Below are 17,448 nucleotides of genomic sequence, written 5' to 3' on the forward strand. Positions count from 1 at the left end.
CTCCTTGCCGAGCGCCTCCCCCGCCGAGCGGCTCCCCCGCCGAGCGGCTCCCAGTACATCCGGCCGCACCCCCGTCGCACCCCCTCCCTCCGCGACGCGGACGCCACCCGGGGCTGCCCGAGGCGGCTACCGCCCCGCCGACCCGGCGTCGCCCCTGGGCGACTTCGCCACCCCGGTGCGGCGACCTGACACTCCATCCGCAACCACGCCCGTCAGCACCCTTCCCCCGCGGACCGGAAGGCCGCCGGACGCCCGGCCTCCTCGCGCTGCCTGTCACCGGCGCTTGAGCCGGTGCGCGGCCTGAAGCCCCGTTGGCCCCGCCCGTACGTGTCGCCGCGACCACTCGCCGGCCGGGTTCACCGCTCACGCCGGCGAACCCGGCCTGAAGCCCCGTTGGCCCCGCCCGCACGTACCGCCGCGACCACTCGCCGGCCGGGGCCGGATCGGTACCGGTGGTCACCACGGGACGACCTGTCCCCGGTAGTCGAGGAACCGCAGGCCGGGCTCGCCGGTGTGGGCGGTGAGGGTGTCCACCACGCCGGGGACGGATTCATCGATGCTCAGCAGGGCGCCCGGTCCACCGAGTTCGGTGCGCACCCAGCCGGGGTTGATCAGCAGGAGGGTGTGCCCGTCCCCCGCGTGGCGGGCGGCGTAGCTGCGCATGAGCTGGTTGAGCGCCGCCTTGCTGGCCCGGTACACCTCATGGCCGCCGTTGGTGTTCAGCGCGAGGCTGCCCTGCTTGGAGGACATGACGCCGATCGTTCCGGTCGGTGCCACGAGCGGACGCAAGGTCTCGATCACCCGCAACGGGCTGAGCGCGTTGGTGATCATGACCTCGGCGAAGGAATCCGTGGTGACCTCGTGCACCGGGATGTCGGCGTGGGCGATGCCGGCGTTGACGAACAGGAGATCCAGGGAACCGCCCGCGGTACGCCGGCCCAGCCGGTCGCGGAGGGCGGTGATCTGCTCCGGTTCCGTCATGTCCAGCGTCTCGATCGTGAGCCGCCCGCCCGACGACGCGGCGAGTTCGTGCAGTCCCGTGCGGGCTTCACCGCGCACGGTACCGATGACGTCCCATCCGCGGCGCAGGAGTTCGGCGGCCACCCCCAGTCCCAGCGTTCGGGACGCCCCGATGACAAGCGCGGTCCCAGCGGCGGGGACGGAGACGGTCGGGTCGTCCATGAGCAGATCCCTTCAACGGGAACACCCCCTTTCGAGGCATCCTGTATCGAAAGGGTAGGGATATCGATGCGCGGTGTCTAGTTGTTCTGGTGGTGTGACGAATGGCGGCGGCACCGCCCCCTGAGCCCGCCCAGCGGCTCCCCCGCCCGCCTAACGGCTCCCCGCGTGCCCCGCCGCCGCGCTCCCCGCGTGCCCCGCGGTGCTCCCCGCGTGCCCTGCCGCGCTCCCCGCCTGCCCCGTCGTCGCGCTCCCCGCCCCCGCGCCCGGCCGTGTCTCCCGGAGGTGGGCGTCCGTCGGGACCTCGCGTGTGTAGAAGTGGTAGAAGGCCATCAAGTACGCGCTGGCCGCGAGGATCAGGCCGAGGATCACCGACCAGTAGAGGGTCTGGTGCGACAGGCTGTGCAGGTACCCGATCGAGCCGCCCCAGAAGACGGCCCACACGAGCGCGCGGCGCACGCGCGGGATCGCCGGGGTGATCTGCCGCAAAACGAGGTACAGCAGGCCGAAGACGATGCCCGCGACGCACCCGTAGAGGACGTTCCAGCCCGTCATCCTGTGCTCGTGGCGCGTCGTCACCGCGGCCCACACCCCGTAGCCGACCGCGAGCCAGAACACGTTGCTCGCCGTGATCGCCGTGATCTTGCGGGCCGGGCGGTGGTGCCGGGCCGGAGGCTTCGGAGCGGTGGCGGGGGCGGAGGCGTGGGCCATGGCTGTCTCCTTTGCGGTGCTTTGTTACCAGAGTCCTCCTCTGCTACCGAGCGGCAACCGGAACCGACGAACCGACGCCCTCCCAGGACCACACCCCGCCGCCCCCCGCCCCCGCGTACCCGCTCCCGTGGCGCCCCCCTGCCCCCCGTGTTTGCCTGGACGGGTGAGTTCTCGCCCGGCGATGCGTCCCGTCACGTCCCGCATGTGGGGCGGGGAGCCGCTGCGGCTGCGGGGGCACCGGGTCGCCTGGTTCGTGCCCGCCGCGCTCTTCGTGCTCATCGTCGCCCTCGACTGGAACACCGAGGGCGACTTCCGGATGATCACGTGGATCATCGTCGTGCCCGGCATCGCGGCGGCGCTCTGCGGCGTGTGGGCGACGGCCGGGTTCGCGCTGCTCTCCTGCGTCGCGTACCTCCTCATGAACCTCGCCTGGTCGGAGCAGTACCGCACCGGCTGGCCGAACTTCATCCTCGTCGTGGGCGGCGGCGCCGTCGCCGTCGCCTCCTGCGCGCTGCGGCTGCGCGCCGGGCGGTACGTGGGCCACCTCCAGGACGTCGCGGAGACGACCCGCTCCACCGTGCTGCGCCCGCTGCCCCCGCACTGGGCGGGCATGGAACAGGCCGCGATCTACCTCCCCGCCGACACCACCGCGCGCGTCGGCGGCGACTTCTACGACATCCAGCCGTCCCGGTACGGCACCCGGGTGATCCTCGGTGACGTCCAGGGCAAGGGCCTCCAGGCCGTCACCGCCGCCTCCGCGATCCTCGGCTCCTTCCGCGAATGGGGTTACCACGCCCCCGACCTCGCGGTGGTCGCCGAACGGCTGGAGACCCGGATGCGCCGCCACCAGGCGTACAGCGCCGTCATGGGCATCGCCGCCGAGGAGGACCGGTTCGCGACCGCCGCCCTGCTCGGCTTCCCGCCGATGTCCGGCCACGACGCCGACCCGCTCGACGAGGCGGCCCAAGCCGACCCGGCGAAGTTCCCGCGCCCCACCCCCTACGAGATGGAGATGGTCGACTTCGGGCACGAGACGCCGCTCGCCGTGAGCCCGCGCGGGGTGCGCGAGATCGAGACCGTCCCCGTGCTCCCGCTCGGCCTCAGCGGGCTCGTCACCACCGTCTTCGCCGTGCAGCGCTTCCGCGTCGCCGCCGACGAGACGCTGCTGCTCGTCACCGACGGCGTGACCGAGGCCCGCGACCGCACCGGCGAGTTCTTCCCGCTCGTGGAGCGGCTCGGCACCCGCGTCGCCGCCGACGCGCGGTGCGCCGAACCGGCACGGCTCGTCGCCCTCGTCCGGGACGAAGTGCTGCGGTACACCGGCGGGCGGCTCACCGACGACACCACGATCCTCGCGGTACGCCGGGCGGGCGGGCCGGACTGGCCGCGCGAACCGCCGGAGCGGGCGCGGGCCCGCAGCGGCGCGACCGGCGGGGCACCCCCGCCCGCGCCCACGAGCCCGGCGGGAGATATACCAGCAAAAGATATTACGTAGTAATGCCGTACTTGTACGACGTTCGCGAAGTGGAGGAGTCCTCATGGCAGCCACGATGAAGGCAGTCCAGTACCGCACCGTGGGCGCGGCCCCCGAGGTCGTCGAGATCGAGAAGCCCGAACCGGGGCCCGGCGAGATCCGGCTCAAGGTCACTGCGGCGGGTGTCTGCCACTCCGACATCGCCGTCATGAGCTGGCCGGCCGAGGCGCTGACCTTCCCGCTGCCGCTCACCCTCGGCCACGAAGGCGTGGGCGTCGTGGACAAGCTCGGCGAGGGGGTGCGCAACGTCGCGCTCGGCGAGTCCGTCGCCGTGTACGGGCCGTGGGGCTGCGGGCGCTGCACCAAGTGCCAGCAGGGCAAGGAGAACTACTGCCTCAACGCGGCCCGCCTCGGCATCAACCCGCCCGGACTCGGCAACCCCGGCGCGATCGCCGAGTACATGATCGTGGACGACCCGCGCCACCTCCTGCCGCTCGGCGACCTCGACCCCGTCAAGACGGTGCCGCTCACGGACGCGGGGCTCACCCCGTACCACGCCATCAAGCGCTCGCTGCCCAAGCTCGTGCCCGGCTCGACCGCCGTCGTCTTCGGTACGGGCGGCCTCGGCCACGTCGGCATCCAGCTCCTGCGCGCCCTGACCTCCGCCCGCGTCATCGCGCTCGACGTCAACGACGAGAAGCTGCGCCTGGCCAAGGAGGTCGGCGCGCACGAGGCCGTGCTCTCCGACGAGAACGCCGTCGAGAACGTCCGCAAGCTCACCCCCGGCGGCCGGGGCGCCGAGGCCGTCTTCGACTTCGTCGGCGTCCCGCCGACCGTCAAGGCCTCCGGCGCCTGCGCCATGATCGAGGGCGACGTCACGATCGTCGGCATCGGCGGCGGCAGCCTGGAGGTCGGCTTCGGGCTCCAGGCGTACGAGACCGTCGTGACCTCCCCGTACTGGGGCAGCCGCTCCGAGATGGGTGAGGTCTTCGACCTCGCGCGCCTCGGAGCCGTGGACGTCCACGTCGAGACGTACTCGATCGACGAGGCCCCCAAGGCGTACGAGCGGCTGCACGACGGGAAGGTCCAGGGCCGCGCGGTCATCCTGCCGAACGGCTGAGGGCGCGCCCGGTCCTCCGAGGGAGCCCCCGGTCGTCCGCCGAGGGACGAGGGAGCCTCCGGTCGTCCGCCGAACGGCCGAGCGGGCGCGCGGCCGCTACGACACCCGTGTAGAGCGCGCGTCGCGGGACAGTCGTAGAGTCGCGGAAACCCCGTGGGGCCCGGCAGCACGCCGGGCCCCACACCCCGCTCCGTGTGCCCCGAGGAAAGGAACCCGAGGACCGATGGGTGAACCCCCGCGAGCCACCCGCGCCCGGCGAGAGACCCGCGCCCGGCGCCCCGCCCGCGCCCCGCGCGCCGCCCTGCGCCCCGCCCGCGACTCGCGCCCCGCCCGTGTCAGCGCCCGCGCCCAAGCCCCCGCCCCGCGCGCCCGGCTCTCCCGGCACCCGGTGGTGACCGCGTGATCGCCGTCGTCCAGCTCCTCGTCGCCGCCCTCCTCACCCTCGCCTGCGCGCTCTTCGTCGCCGCCGAGTTCTCGCTCACCACCGTCGAACGCTCCGACCTGGAGCGGGCCGTGGACGCCGGCGAGCGCGGCGCCGAGGGCGCCCTCGCCGCCGTCCGCACCCTCACCTTCCAGCTCTCCGGGGCCCAGCTCGGCATCACCGTCACCTCGCTCGTCATCGGGATGCTCGCCGAACCCGCCGTCACCGAACTCCTGCACGGCCCGCTCTCCGCGATCGGCCTGCCGCGCGGGGTCACGTCCACGATCGGCTCGATCCTCGGCGTCGGCGTCTCCACCGTCGTCCTCATGGTCATCGGCGAACTCGTCCCGAAGAACTGGGCGATCTCCCGGCCCGTGCCCGTCGCGCGCGCCGTCGCCGGCCCGCACCGCCGCTTCTCGGCCTTCTTCGGCTTCTTCATCCACAGCCTCAACGCGACGGCGAACTTCTTCGTACGGCGCCTCGGCCTCGAACCGACCGAGGAACTCGCCTCCGTGCGCGGCCCCGAGGAACTCGTCGCGCTCGCCCGGCACTCGGCCGCCGAAGGCGCGCTCGAACCGGACTCCGCCGAGCTGTTCATCCGTACGCTGCACCTCAACGACCTCACCGCGCAGAACGTCATGACCCCGCGCGTCGAGGTCCAGGCCCTCGCCGAGGACGCGAGCGCGCTCGACGCCGCGAACCTCGCGCACGCCACCGGCCTCTCCCGCTTCCCCGTCTACCGCGAGCACCTGGACGACGTCACGGGCACCGTCCACATCCGCGACGTCCTCGCCCTCGAACCTGCCGCGCGCTCCCGCACCCGCGTCACCGACCTCGCCACGCCGCCCCTCCTCGTCCCCGACTCGCTCCCCGCCGACACCCTCCTCGTCCGCATGCGCGCCGCGCGCACGATGGCCGTCGTCATCGACGAGTACGGGGGCACGGCGGGCGTCGTCACGGTCGAGGACATCGTCGAGGAGGTCGTCGGCGAGGTGCGCGACGAGCACGACCCGGAGGAGACCGAGGACCTCGTCCCCGGCGCCCCGGCCGCCGACGGCCGCGAGACGTGGGAGGCGGACGGCTCCCTGCGCCTCGACCAGCTCCGCCTCATCGGCCTGCACGCCCCCGAGGGCCCCTACGAGACGGTCGCCGGCCTCCTCGCGACCCGCCTCGGCCGCATCCCGGAGGCGGGGGACGTCGTGGAACTGGACGCGAGCGACGCGGGGGCCACGGGCTGGGAGTTCACGGTCCTGTCGGTCGAGCACCACCGGGCCGAGCGCGTACGGGTCGTGAAACCGGCCGAGGACGACGCGCCGCACGTCGAGGAGCCGGGCCGATGAGCACGCCCGACATCCGCAGCCTCGCGCATGCCCGCGCCCGCGCCCGTACCCACACCCCCGCCCGTACCCGCACTCGTACCGACACCCGCACTCGTACCGACACCCGCACCCGCGCCCGCGCCCGCCAGGAGAACGCCCGATGACCGCCGTCCAGTTGCTCGTCGGGCTGCTCACGCTCTTCACCAACGCCTTCTTCGTCGGCGGGGAGTTCTCGCTCATCTCCGTGCGCCGCAGCCAGATCGAGCCGCTCGCGCAGGCCGGCGACAAGCGGGCGGCCAGCACCATCAAGGCACTTGAGCACATCTCCGCGATGCTCGCGACCGCGCAGCTCGGCATCACCGTCTCCTCGCTCGTCCTCGGTGCCGTCGCCGAACCCGCGATCGCGCACCTCCTGGAGCCGGTCTTCGAGGCGGTCAGCATCCCGCACGGCCTCGTGCACCCGCTCTCCTTCGTCATCGCGCTGACGCTCGCCACGTACCTGCACATGCTCATCGGCGAGATGGTCCCGAAGAACATCGCGCTCGCCGAGCCCGTCCGCACCGCGCTGCTCCTCGGGCCGCCGCTCGTCGCGCTCACCCGCGTCCTCAAGCCCCTCGTGTTCGGCATCAACAGCCTCGCCAACCACCTCCTGCGGCTCCTGCGCGTCGAGCCGAAGGACGAGGTCGAGTCGGTCTTCACCGATGACCAGCTCGCCCGGATGGTCGAGGACTCCAGCGAGGCCGGACTGCTCAGCGAGGCCGACCGCGACCGGCTGCGCGACGCCCTCGAACTCGGCACCCGCCCCGTCGGCGAGATCATCAAGCCGGGCGCGACGCTCGTCACGGTCGACAGCACGGTGACCCCGGCCCGGCTCGAACGCGTCGCCGCCGAATCCGGCTTCTCGCGCCTCCCGGTGACCGGCGAGGGCGGCACGCTCCTCGGCTACCTCCACATCAAGGACACCCTCGGCGTCACCGAACGGGACAAGCCGTTTCCGCGCGCCGCCTACCACCCGCTCACGCGCGTCCGCATCGACACCCCGCTCGACGACACCCTCACCGCGCTGCGCACCGACGACAGCCACCTCGCCGCCGTGACGGGCGAGGAAGGCCGGGTACGCGGCTTCGTGACCATGGAGGACGTGCTCACCGAGCTGGTGGGCCCCGCGGCGGAGGGCTGAGGCGCGGGGGCGGACGGCGGCGGGGCGCGACGGAGGGCCGAGGGGCGCGATACGTGCCCGTACCGGTGGCCGGCGAGGGTCCCGTACCGACTTTGTGAGGGCCCTGAGGAAGCCCTGAGAGAAGTACCCGGCCGAAAACGGACGCATCGCCTCCAGGGTGGGACAAGCCACATCCGGCGGCCTTGTGCCCGGTGCGGTGGGGGTGACTACGCTGCCGCTGATGCCTTCCACCGACATGTTTCCCGCATTTCTGGTTAGACGCGTACCGACCCGTCGGCGTTCCATCGGGGAGGGATTGTGAGCGAGTCCGCGCGCGGACACGGACCAGGGGACGGTACGGAGCCGTCGTCCGAGGGGCGCGTACCGCTGCCGCCGGAGAGCGGTACGAGAGGTGCCCTGGCGACGGGCACGGGCAGCGACACCCTCGTACTGAAGCGGGTGCCGGCGCCCGGGGAAGCGGCGGCGAAGAGCGCAGGTGCCACCGGGAAGCCGGGCGCCAAGGCCGCCGACGCCGCCGGAAAGGCCGCCGCCAAGCGCCGCGACCCCTTCTTCGACAACGCGAAGTACCTCGCGATCCTGCTCGTCGCGATGGGTCACGCCTGGGAGCCGCTGCGCGGGGACAGCCGGGCCGCCTCCGCGCTCTACATCTTCGTCTACACCTTCCACATGCCGGCGTTCATCATCATCTCCGGCTACATGTCCCGCAGCTTCGACATGCGCCCGGACCGGCTGCGCCGCCTCATCACCGGGGTCGCGGTCCCGTACGTGATCTTCGAGGTCGCGTACACGCTCCTGAAGCGCACGGCGGGCGGCGACCCGGACTACCCCTTCAGCCTGCTCGACCCCTGGTACCTGACCTGGTTCCTCGTCGCGCTGTTCGTATGGCGCCTGACGACCCCGATCTGGAAGCTCGTGCGCTGGCCGGTGCCGATCGCGCTCGCCATCGCGATCCTCGCCGCGATCTCGCCGGACATCGGCGACGACCTCGACATGCAGCGGGTCCTGCAGTTCCTGCCGTTCTTCGTCGTCGGCCTCAAGCTCAAGCCCGAACACTTCCAGCTCGTGCGCCGCCGCGAGGCCCGCGTCCTGTCCCTCCCGGTCCTCGTGGGCGGCGCGCTCTTCGCCTACTGGGCGGCGCCGCGCATGAACTCCGCCTGGTTCTACCACCGCGACAGCGCGCAGGAACTCGGCGCGCCCGGCTGGACCGGTGTCGTCATGACGCTCGCGCTCTTCGGCTGCTCGCTCGTGCTCACCGCGTGCTTCCTCGCGTGGGTGCCGCGCCGGCACATGTGGTTCACGGCGCTCGGCGCGGGCACGCTGTACGGCTACCTGCTGCACGGCTTCCTCGCGAAGGGCTCGCGCTTCGGCGACTGGTACGCGGCCGACTGGCTGCACAGCCCGCTCGGCGAGATAGCGGTGACGCTCATCGCCGCGAGCGTCATCACGGTGCTCTGCACACCGCTCGTGCAACGGCTGTTCAGGTTCGCGATGGAACCGGAGATGCGGTGGGCGTTCCGCCGGGACGTCGAGGAACTCGCCAAGCGACGATGACCGGGCGGCGCGAGCCGCGGTGAGAGATTGTCGGCACCGACACGGAAGGGTGGACGCGATGCCTCTGCACGGTGAGTACGAACCGAGCCCGGAGAAGTGGGTGCGGGAGCAGGTCGAGGAGTACGAGGGCAGCGGCGGGACGCGCGGCACGGAGATGCGCGGTATGCCCGTCATCGTCCTGACGACGCTCGGCGCGAAGAGCGGCAAGATCCGCAAGACCCCGCTGATGCGGGTCGAGCACAACGGCGAGTACGCGGTCGTCGCCTCCAAGGGCGGCGCCCCCCAGCACCCCGTCTGGTACCACAACATCAAGGGCCACCCCGAGGTGGAACTCCAGGACGGCCCCGTCCGCAAGGACTACACGGCCCGCGAGGCCACGGGAGCCGAGAAGGCCGAGTGGTGGGACCGCGCGGTGGAGGCGTTCCCCGACTACGCCGACTACCAGACGAAGACGGACCGCCCCATCCCGGTGTTCATCCTGACGCCGAAGGACTGAGCGCCACCGCAACCGGAAACCGCCCGCGCCCTTGAGAGGGTGTGCGGGCGGTTTCTCGCGTACGTGATGTGTGCCGTTGCGTCCCGCTACTGTGGCATGAGACGACCGTGAACCAGGAGGTGCGTACGCGTGAGCAGCCCGATGCCGCAGCCCCACCCCGGCAACCTTCGCGAGGTCGCCCAGCAGATCGAGGCCACGACCGGACTGCGGGTCGAGATCATTGGAGGCAGCCTCGTGATGTCCCCGACGCCGCGCGGCAAGCACGCGGGCACCATCCGGCGGCTCCGCGTGCAGCTCGATCCGCATCTGCCAGAGAACCTCGCGCTGTATGAGGTCTCGTCCGTCTCCATGCCGGGCGACGCGGACGACTACGCGACGCCGGACCTCGCGGTGCTCCCGGTCGAATGGGATCTGGACGACGACTGGCTCCTCGACGCCGCCGACGTAGCGCTCGCGGTCGAGGTCATCTCCCGGTCCGAGAAGGCGAAGGCGATCACCGACAAGAACGGCTGGTACGCCTGCGCGGGTGTCCCGGTGCTCCTCGTCCTCGACCCCCGCACCGGCCGCTGGACCCTCCACACGCACCCCGAGAACGGTGAATACCGGGGAGTCCTCCACGGCGTCTACGGCGACCCGATCGAACTCCCCGCCCCCCTGCCGCCCCGCGTCGCCACGGATCTTTTGCCGCTCTACGGGGCCTGAGAGACCGGCGCCTTCACAACTCGCCGGTCTCCAGCACCAGATCGAAGGGCTCAGGGAGCCGGAGCGGGGTGCCGAAGGGGTGGGGGCCCTCGACGCGGGTGTAGCCGAGGGGGCCCGGTTCGGAGAAGAGCGTGACGCTGCGCTCTTGGCGGTCCACGAGGAGGTAAAGAGGGGCGCCGTACTCGGCGTAGCGGCGGCGCTTGACCACGCGGTCGGTCTCGGCGTTGGAGGGGGAGGTCACTTCGACGACGAGGAGGGTCTGGTCGGGGAGGAGGGCGTCGGCGGTCTTGGCGACGTCCCGTGGTACGACCGCGAGATCGGGGATGTACCAGTTGGCGGAGCCCGGCAGATCGAGGTCTCCCGAGCCGACGCGGCAGTCGAGCTCCCGCACCTTGGCGTAGATCTGGTCGCGAATCTCGTCAGCGGCTGACTCGTGGGACCAAGTCGGTGACACCGGCGTGATGAACCCTTCGACGATCTCGGCGCGTTCCCCCGCCACATGCTGGATGGCGTACTTGAGCGCCTGCTCCGCGTCGATGCCCCGACCGTAGCCGGACGCTGCCTCGCTCATGCCGCACCTTTCACCGAAGTCCTATCAGGATGCGTCAAAAGAGTACAAGATGGTTTAATTAATGGTTGTTGATGGAGATGGGGTAAGCGGAGCCAAGCTATTAAGCCTCCATCCCCCGTTCCACCTGCCCCGGCACGTCCGCCAGCAGGTACAGCGACTCGTCGAAGACGGTCAGGACGACGACGACCATCACCGCGTGGGCGACCACGTACTCGATGAGGACTCCCGGGGCCACCTGCGCCTTCCGGTTGTCCTCATGGGTGCCGATGGGGGCCGTGGCCGGGTGGTACGGGTTGCGGGCGAGGACCGAGAGGCCCCGTTCGAGGGTCACCCTGCGGTCCGGTGAGAGCAACGCCGCCGACTCGGCGCACTCCACCGTGTAGGTGACGCGGAATCCGTCCATGGCGGGAGGGTAGCCGCTGCGGGACTCCCGGCCGGACCAGGTCGCGGGTCCCGGCGGTGGGTTCCTGGCTCTGGCGCCCACCACCGGGAAGCTGCTCGCGATCCGTTCGCTTAGGTTAGCCTAACCTTGGTTGTCGGTGTTCTTCAATCCCCCGCGCCGATTTCGCCGCGCACCCCCGCCCCCCGCCCGCGCGGACCACCCCGCCGCCACCACCACGAGCCCGATCGCGACCACCTCGCGGACGCCGAGCGGCTCCCCGAGGAAGGCGAGGCCCACCAGCGCGCCCACCGCCGGGGTGAGCGCGAGCAGGACGCCGAAGGCGCGCGAGTCGATGCGGCGCAGAACGGTCATGTCGAGCGCGTACGGGACGAGCGAGGAGAGCAGCGCGACCGCGCACCCGGGCAGCAAGGCCCCCGGATCGGCGCGCACTTGGCCGCCGCCGTGCACGGCCGCGAGCGGCACGAGCACACACGCCCCGGCGAGCAGCGCGAGCGAGAGCCCGCCGAAGTCCGGGAAGAGCCGCCCGACCCGCTTGCTCAGGAGTACGTACGCGGTCCTGCACCCCGCCGCCGCGAGCCCGAACCCCAGTCCCGCGAGAGGCAGTTCACCGCCCGGCGCCCCGAGCAGCAGGACCCCGCAGAGCCCGAGCAACCCCGCCGCGAGGTGGGCGGGACGGCGGGAGAGCGCGACGGCGAGGAGGAGCGGGCCGAGGAGTTCGACGGTCGCGGCGACACCGAGCGGGAGCCGGTCGAGCGCGAGGAAGAACGTCAGGTTGTTGCCCGCGAAGACGAGCCCGAGCGCGCACGCCCCGAGCCACTGCGCGCGGCTGTACGTGGTGAGGCGGGGCCGTACGAGCAGCGCGAGCAGCACCGCCGCGAAGCCGAGCCGCATCCCCGCCACCACCACCGGATCGACGCGCCCGTAAAGGGACTTGGCGATGGCGGCCCCGAGCTGGAGGCTGCACATCTGTCCGAGCACGAGGACGGGGGCGAGGCGGGCGAGGGAGCCGGGCGCCTTCGTGCCGCCGGGCGCGGAGGGCGGGCCCGTGCGGGGCGGGTCGCTTCGTATGCCTGTACGCATGACCGCCAGCGTGGTGTCATGCCCTTGTGCAGTTCAACCATTACGGCGGCGAGGCGGCCCGGCTGGCGGCGGCCCTGGTCAACGCGGCCCCCACCGACGACCTGACCCCGCTCCTGCGCGCCCACGGCATCCACCGCCCGCCCCCGACCCCGCGCGGAGTACGGGAGTTGAGGGCCTGGGCGACCGCGTCCCTCGCCCCGTGCTTCGCCTCTTCGGGCGGCCGCCCCCTGGACCCCGAGGCACTGGCGGCGCGCTGCGCCCACGCCAACTCCGCGCTGGAGCAGGCGGCTTCGCTGCCCCGTATCTCGCTCCACGACGGCACCCCACACCTGCACTACGGCCCGGAGGACCAGGCGACGGTGGGGCACGTGAAGGCGTCGACGGCGGCGGCGCTCGCGTACGTCATCTGCACGTCGAGCGCGCACCGCCTGGGCCGCTGCGCCCGCTGCGAGGCGGCGTACGTCGACACCTCGCGCGCGGGTCGCCGCACGTACTGCACCGTGCGCTGCGCGAACAACGACGCGGTGGCCCGCCACCGCGGGCGCGGCTGAGCGGCGGGGCGCACCGGTCCGTGTCCCGGCCCGGACCGCTCGCTACGGGACGAGCACGATCCGTTCCCCGGCCGCCACCTCCTCACCCCACACCTCGTGGACGCGCTCCAACGGCCGCGCGACGGCCCGCACGTCGAGCCTTCCGTTCACGATCTCCTCGGCCAGCGCGGGGAGTTCCGCGACGATCCCCGCAGTCGTGACGGAACCCTGCCCGCTCCCGACGAAGGACAGCGCTCCCGCGCGCAACCAGGCCGAAGGGAGAGTGAGTTCGGGTCCGGCGACGGAGCCGAGCTGGATCCAGGTGAGGGGGCGGGAGCGGTCGCGGCGGGCGGTGAGCAGGGCGGGCACGGCACGCTCGGTCGGGGCGCCCCACAGGTAGTCGAGCACGACATCGACGTCCGCCGCGGCGGCACCGAGCCGCTCGGCCACCCCGCCCTCCTCGCCGCGCAGGTCGAGCGGTTCGGCGCCGAGCGCGTCGAGGAGGCCGAGGCGCTGCGGGTCGCGCCCGGCGCCGACGACGCGCGCGGCCCCGAGCCCGCGCGCGACCTGGACGGCGAGCCGCCCGGCGTTCCCCGTGGCGCCGAGGACGAGGACGGAGGAGCCGGGGGCGAAGGCGACGCGGCGGCGCAGCGCGACCCAGGAGGACATGGCCGGGTTCATCCCGGCGGCGACGGCGAGCGGGTCCGTACCGGCGGGGAGCGGGACGGCGCGGCGGCGGTCGACGAGGGCGCGCTCGGCCATGGTGCCGAGGACGGTGTCGGGGGCGACGAAGTAGAGGAGTCCACCGTCCTCCGTGCGGCCCACGCCGTCGATGCCGGGGACGAGCGGCAGGGTGCCGCGCGAGGTGTAGTGGCTGCCGACGGCGGCGGAACGGACGCGGGGGTGCAGACCGGCGGCGAGGACGTCGACGAGGACCTCGCCGGGGCCGGGGTCGCGCGGCGGCTCGACCTCCTCGCAGCGGGGCGGGGTGCCGAAGGTGCGGACGAGGGCTGCGCGCATGAGGGGGCTCCTCGGGAGGGCGGGCGGGCGGGGATGCTCGAACTCGGCCGTCACCTGGGCCTGGACAAGTCCTCGATGACGGGCCTCGTCGGCCGCGCCGAGAAACGCGGCCTGGTCCGCCGCTCCCCGTCCCCGCACGACGGACGCGCGGTCCTGGTCACCCTGACCGAGGAGGGGCACCGCCTCGCGGAGGAGGGGGCCGAGGAGATCACGCGGCGGCTGGCGGAGGCGACGGCTCACCTCGGGGCGGAAGGGCGGGCGGAGCTGACCCGGCTCGTGGGGACGGTGCTCCGGGGCGTGGGGGACTGAGAAGGCGCCCGGGGGTCACTTGCTCCCCGTGTCCCCCCGTACCGGCGCGGGCGCGTCCCCCACCACCAGCCACGGCCGCACCTGCCGCCGCGCGTGGTGCAGCCGCGACTTCACCGTTCCCAGCGGAATCCCGGTCCGCTCCGAGATCTCCGTGTAGTCCATCTCGCAGATGTCCCGGTAGACCAGCGGCGCGACCAGGTGCGGGCTGTCGCGTTCGAGCCGGTCGAGCGCTTCGAGGAGGTCGAGCCGCGAGCCGGCGATCACGCTCGTCGTGCGCGGGTCGGGCCGCTGGTGCTCGTCGGCGGGAAGCGGCTGCTCGGCGGCCCGCCGCTTCAGCTCGCGGTACTTCTGCCGCGCGCAGTTCGCCACGATCGTGTACAGCCACGTACTGAACTTGCTGCGCCCCTCGAACCGCCCGATGTTCCGCGCCACTTGGAGCAGCACATCCTGCGCCGCCTCCTCCGCGTCCTCGCGGTGGAGCAGGAAGCGCCCGCACCGCCGCACCACCTCGGGCTCCACCGCCCGCAACAGCGCGTCCAATGCCCCCGCGTCGCCACCGGCCGCCGCCGCGGCGAGCGCCTCGGTGTCCGGGACGTCCCCGTACGCGTTCATCGCCTCACCCCCGTACCAGTCTGCCCCGGCGAGGGAAAACAACCGCCGCGGCGAAAAGAAGGGAGGGGGCGCGGAGCCACGATGAGCATCTGGGCATCATAAAAGGCATGCCCCCACCTCAGCGGATCGGCCGGTACCTGGTGCAGCGCAGGCTCGGCTCCGGCGCCTTCGCCGTCGTCTGGCTCGCCCAGGACGAACGGCTGCAAGCCCCTGTCGCCGTCAAGGTCCTCGCCGACAACTGGGCGGGCCGCCTCGACATCAGGGAACGCTTCCTGAGCGAGGCCCGGCTGCTGCGCCAGGCCGGTTCCGGCGGGGTCGTGCAGGTCTACGACATCGGGGAACTGGAGGACGACCGGCCCTACTTCGTCATGGAGTACGCCGACGCCGGCACGGTCGAGGACCTCCTCATGGCCGGACCGCCCCCGCTCGCCGAAGCCCTCCGCCTCGTGGCGGGCGCCGCGACCGGCGTCGCGGCCCTGCACGCGGCGGGCATCGTGCACCGCGACATCAAGCCGTCGAACGTCCTGCTCAAGAGCCCCGGCGGCGCCCCCGGCCCCGTCCGGGCCGGGACCGAACGCGTCCTCGTCGCCGACCTCGGCCTCGCCAAGAACCTCGCCGCCTCCTCGGGCCTGACCGTCGTCGCCGGCTCCGCCGGGTACATGGCCCCCGAGCAGTCCGACCCCCCGCCCGAAGGCATCGACGCGCGCGTCGACGTCTACGGCCTCGGCGCCCTCCTCTACCACCTCGTCACCGGTACGGTCCCCGGCCCGCCGGGGCGCGTCCTGCCCCCCACCGAACTCCGCCCCGGCCTCCCCGCCCCCGTCTCCGCCCTCGCCCTGCGCGCCCTCGCCCCGGCCCCCGACGACCGCCCGCCCCACGCCGCGGACTTCGCCCGCGAGCTGGAGACGGTACGGGCGCAGCTCGCGGACGCGCCGCCGCGGGAAGGGGTACGGGAGCGGGAGCGGGAGGACGAGCCGGTACGAGAGGCACGCGCCGCGCCGACCCCCGCCCCACAGGCGGCCCCCACCCCCGTCCCGGCGGCCCCGACCCCCGTACGGACAGCCGCACCCGATCCCGCTCCCACCCCACCGGACCCCGCCCCCACCCGCCGCCGCCTCCGCCCCCGCCACCTCCTCGCCACCCTCACCGTCCTCGCCCTCGCCGCCGCCGGCACCGTGCTCGCGCTCCGCGAGACGGGCGGCGGCGACTCCGCCGCCGGCAAGGGCACCACCGCCCGCCGCATCGCGGACGCCACCGGCGCCCTCCACCTCACCGTCCCCGCCACCTGGGCGCGCGAGTACGCCGACGGCGGCTGGGACCCCGCCGCGATCGGCCTGCCCACCGCGAAGGAGCCGGGCCTCACGGTCGCCACGAAGGTCTCGGACTGGTCCGACCCGGACAGCGGCGTCGACGGGGTCTTCGCGGGCGCCGTCGACCTCGGCACGAAGGACGCCGCGCCGCTGACGGCCGCCGTCGAGTCCCTGCGCCACAGCGGCTGCCGAGAGCCGAAGGAGGAGGAATGGGACGAGGGCGAGTGGAAAGGAGTCCTACGCACCTGGACGGGCTGCGCGGGCCACCGCCTCTCCGAAGCCGCCCTGGCCCCGAGGGACGCGAAGGACGGAGGCACGCGCGGCGCCTACGTGCAGATCCGCTGCGCGGAGGACGGGGACGCCTGCGAAGGAGCGACGAGGAAGGTACTGAAGGGGCTCGAACTGGCCCCCGCGGGAAAAAGCACCGAACGGCCGTGAACTTTCCCCGGTGACCACGCATCGAAGAAGGACGTAAGCGTTCCGTACGCGGCGAAGCCCCCCACAAGACGCGGAGACCCCCATGCGCACGACCACCGGGAAGATCACGAAAGCCCGCCGGGCCGGCACGACGGCCGCGGCACTCGCCGCCGCGGCCCTGCTCCTCACCGCCTGCGGAGGCGGCGACGGGGGCGGCACGGACGCCGCGCAGAAGGTCGACAGCCAGGCGGGCCCGCTCCCCGGCGACCAGGCCGACCCCAGCGCGAGCGACGGGAGCGGCGAGGACCCGAGCACCCCCGCGACCCCCGGCCACGACGCCTCCGCGCCCAGCGGGAACGAGAGCACGAGCGGCGGCGGTACGAAGACCGGCGGCGGCACGAGCACGAGCGACCCCGGCTCCGGTTCCGACGCGAAGCCCGCCGCGAGCACCCAGTGCCACACCTCGGAACTCTCCGTGCGCGTCGGCGACAACCACCCCGGCGCCGGTCAGGAGGGCTTCGCGCTCGTCCTCACCAACACCTCCTCCCGCACCTGCACCGTCTACGGCTACCCGGGCCTCGCCTTCGTCAACGACGCGGGCGAGCAGGTCACCGTCGACCCGGAACGCGCCCCCGGCACCAAGGAACGCGTCTCCCTCACCCCCGGCAAGAGCGCCTGGTCCCCGCTCACCTTCACCAACCCCCGCGCCACCGGCGTCACGACCATCACCCCGGCCGCGATCCGCCTCACCCCGCCCGACGAGCGCGACTACCTCAAGGCCGCGTGGAAGGGCGGCCCGGTGAGCAACACGGGCAAGGCGAGCGTCCCGCGCGTGGGCCCGTTCACGGCCGGTACGGGGGAATGAGCGGGCAGGAGGCGTAGCGCCGACCCGAGGAGCGGCAGGACCCGCAGCGCCCGGCCGCCCCGCCTCCCCGTACCCCGATCAGCCCCCTCCCGCACTGCGCCCGGCCCGCATCCCCCCGACGATGGGGAGAACGGGCCGGTACGTCCCCCAGGCGATGGCCGCCCGGACCCGGAGCGGG

The 17,448-nt window shown here is 73.2% G+C and carries 20 protein-coding genes; 13 read left to right on the forward strand and 7 right to left on the reverse strand.

The window, feature by feature from the left end; genetic code table 11:
• Nucleotides 1-456 precede the first annotated feature (456 nt).
• Together ACIP4O_RS27085 and ACIP4O_RS27090 are read right to left on the reverse strand one after the other, a co-directional pair.
• Nucleotides 457-1,182 (reverse strand): SDR family oxidoreductase, encoded by a 726-nt coding sequence (locus ACIP4O_RS27085; RefSeq protein WP_401578371.1) that lies wholly within the window; start codon nt 1,180-1,182, stop codon nt 457-459.
• A 150-nt stretch (nt 1,183-1,332) separates the two neighbouring features.
• The gene (locus tag ACIP4O_RS27090; RefSeq protein ID WP_401578373.1) at nt 1,333-1,890 is read right to left on the reverse strand and encodes a hypothetical protein; all 558 of its coding nucleotides are present in this window, start codon (nt 1,888-1,890) and stop codon (nt 1,333-1,335) included.
• Between the two features lie 163 nt (nt 1,891-2,053).
• On the opposite strand from ACIP4O_RS27090, the gene ACIP4O_RS27095 reads away from it, so the two are divergent.
• From ACIP4O_RS27095 to ACIP4O_RS27135, 9 genes are all read left to right on the forward strand, one after another.
• Nucleotides 2,054-3,385 (forward strand): PP2C family protein-serine/threonine phosphatase, encoded by a 1,332-nt coding sequence (locus ACIP4O_RS27095; RefSeq protein ID WP_401578375.1) that lies wholly within the window; start codon nt 2,054-2,056, stop codon nt 3,383-3,385.
• Between the two features lie 55 nt (nt 3,386-3,440).
• Nucleotides 3,441-4,484, forward strand: coding sequence for an NAD(P)-dependent alcohol dehydrogenase (locus ACIP4O_RS27100; RefSeq protein WP_401578504.1), 1,044 nt, complete (start codon nt 3,441-3,443; stop codon nt 4,482-4,484).
• Between the two features lie 223 nt (nt 4,485-4,707).
• Complete coding sequence (locus ACIP4O_RS27105; RefSeq protein WP_401578377.1) at nt 4,708-4,887, forward strand: hypothetical protein; 180 nt, start codon at nt 4,708-4,710, stop codon at nt 4,885-4,887.
• Nucleotides 4,884-6,245, forward strand: coding sequence for a hemolysin family protein (locus ACIP4O_RS27110; RefSeq protein WP_401578378.1), 1,362 nt, complete (start codon nt 4,884-4,886; stop codon nt 6,243-6,245). Before ACIP4O_RS27105 ends, ACIP4O_RS27110 begins: the two co-directional genes overlap by 4 nt.
• Nucleotides 6,242-6,388 carry a hypothetical protein gene (locus tag ACIP4O_RS27115; protein ID WP_401578380.1) on the forward strand — a complete coding sequence of 49 codons (147 nt, stop codon included), beginning with the start codon at nt 6,242-6,244 and terminating at the stop codon, nt 6,386-6,388. Before ACIP4O_RS27110 ends, ACIP4O_RS27115 begins: the two co-directional genes overlap by 4 nt.
• Nucleotides 6,385-7,404: a hemolysin family protein gene (locus tag ACIP4O_RS27120; RefSeq protein ID WP_361329378.1), complete on the forward strand. Its 1,020-nt coding sequence runs from the start codon at nt 6,385-6,387 to the stop codon at nt 7,402-7,404. Before ACIP4O_RS27115 ends, ACIP4O_RS27120 begins: the two co-directional genes overlap by 4 nt.
• A 297-nt stretch (nt 7,405-7,701) precedes the next feature.
• A complete protein-coding gene (locus tag ACIP4O_RS27125) occupies nt 7,702-8,955 on the forward strand; it encodes an acyltransferase family protein (protein ID WP_401578382.1) in 1,254 nt (417 codons plus the stop codon).
• Between the two features lie 58 nt (nt 8,956-9,013).
• On the forward strand, nt 9,014-9,451 hold the full coding sequence (locus ACIP4O_RS27130) for a nitroreductase family deazaflavin-dependent oxidoreductase (RefSeq protein ID WP_401578384.1): 438 nt from the start codon (nt 9,014-9,016) through the stop codon (nt 9,449-9,451).
• Nucleotides 9,452-9,580: 129 nt separating this feature from the next.
• Entirely contained in the window at nt 9,581-10,153 is a 573-nt protein-coding gene (locus tag ACIP4O_RS27135; RefSeq protein ID WP_401578386.1) for a Uma2 family endonuclease, read from the forward strand.
• A 13-nt stretch (nt 10,154-10,166) separates the two neighbouring features.
• On the opposite strand, the gene ACIP4O_RS27140 is transcribed toward ACIP4O_RS27135, so the two are convergent.
• The 3 genes from ACIP4O_RS27140 to ACIP4O_RS27150 all read right to left on the reverse strand — a co-directional run bounded on the left by ACIP4O_RS27140 (nt 10,167) and on the right by ACIP4O_RS27150 (nt 12,207).
• Nucleotides 10,167-10,724, reverse strand: a complete 558-nt coding sequence (locus ACIP4O_RS27140; RefSeq protein WP_401578388.1) for a Uma2 family endonuclease — start codon at nt 10,722-10,724, stop codon at nt 10,167-10,169.
• A 100-nt stretch (nt 10,725-10,824) separates the two neighbouring features.
• On the reverse strand, nt 10,825-11,127 hold the full coding sequence (locus ACIP4O_RS27145; protein ID WP_401578390.1) for a hypothetical protein: 303 nt from the start codon (nt 11,125-11,127) through the stop codon (nt 10,825-10,827).
• A gap of 120 nt (nt 11,128-11,247) precedes the next feature.
• Nucleotides 11,248-12,207: an EamA family transporter gene (locus ACIP4O_RS27150; RefSeq protein ID WP_401578392.1), complete on the reverse strand. Its 960-nt coding sequence runs from the start codon at nt 12,205-12,207 to the stop codon at nt 11,248-11,250.
• A 26-nt stretch (nt 12,208-12,233) separates the two neighbouring features.
• On the opposite strand from ACIP4O_RS27150, the gene ACIP4O_RS27155 reads away from it, so the two are divergent.
• A complete protein-coding gene (locus ACIP4O_RS27155; protein WP_401578394.1) occupies nt 12,234-12,758 on the forward strand; it encodes a CGNR zinc finger domain-containing protein in 525 nt (174 codons plus the stop codon).
• Between the two features lie 42 nt (nt 12,759-12,800).
• On the opposite strand, the gene ACIP4O_RS27160 is transcribed toward ACIP4O_RS27155, so the two are convergent.
• Entirely contained in the window at nt 12,801-13,757 is a 957-nt protein-coding gene (locus ACIP4O_RS27160) for a zinc-binding alcohol dehydrogenase family protein (RefSeq protein WP_401578396.1), read from the reverse strand.
• Nucleotides 13,758-13,790: 33 nt separating this feature from the next.
• Between ACIP4O_RS27160 and ACIP4O_RS27165 the strand changes: the two genes are divergently transcribed.
• Nucleotides 13,791-14,066, forward strand: coding sequence for a MarR family winged helix-turn-helix transcriptional regulator (locus ACIP4O_RS27165; RefSeq protein WP_401578398.1), 276 nt, complete (start codon nt 13,791-13,793; stop codon nt 14,064-14,066).
• A gap of 15 nt (nt 14,067-14,081) precedes the next feature.
• Here ACIP4O_RS27165 and ACIP4O_RS27170 read toward each other — a convergent pair whose 3' ends face one another.
• Nucleotides 14,082-14,678 (reverse strand): RNA polymerase sigma factor, encoded by a 597-nt coding sequence (locus ACIP4O_RS27170; protein WP_401578400.1) that lies wholly within the window; start codon nt 14,676-14,678, stop codon nt 14,082-14,084.
• A 107-nt stretch (nt 14,679-14,785) separates the two neighbouring features.
• On the opposite strand from ACIP4O_RS27170, the gene ACIP4O_RS27175 reads away from it, so the two are divergent.
• Nucleotides 14,786-16,426, forward strand: coding sequence for a serine/threonine-protein kinase (locus ACIP4O_RS27175; protein ID WP_401578402.1), 1,641 nt, complete (start codon nt 14,786-14,788; stop codon nt 16,424-16,426).
• Nucleotides 16,427-16,508: 82 nt separating this feature from the next.
• Nucleotides 16,509-17,270 carry a DUF4232 domain-containing protein gene (locus ACIP4O_RS27180; RefSeq protein WP_401578404.1) on the forward strand — a complete coding sequence of 254 codons (762 nt, stop codon included), beginning with the start codon at nt 16,509-16,511 and terminating at the stop codon, nt 17,268-17,270.
• The last annotated feature ends 178 nt before the right edge of the window (nt 17,271-17,448 follow it).

Origin of the sequence: Streptomyces sp. NPDC088923 (assembly GCF_044749745.1) — a bacterium.
Lineage (GTDB): Bacteria > Actinomycetota > Actinomycetes > Streptomycetales > Streptomycetaceae > Streptomyces.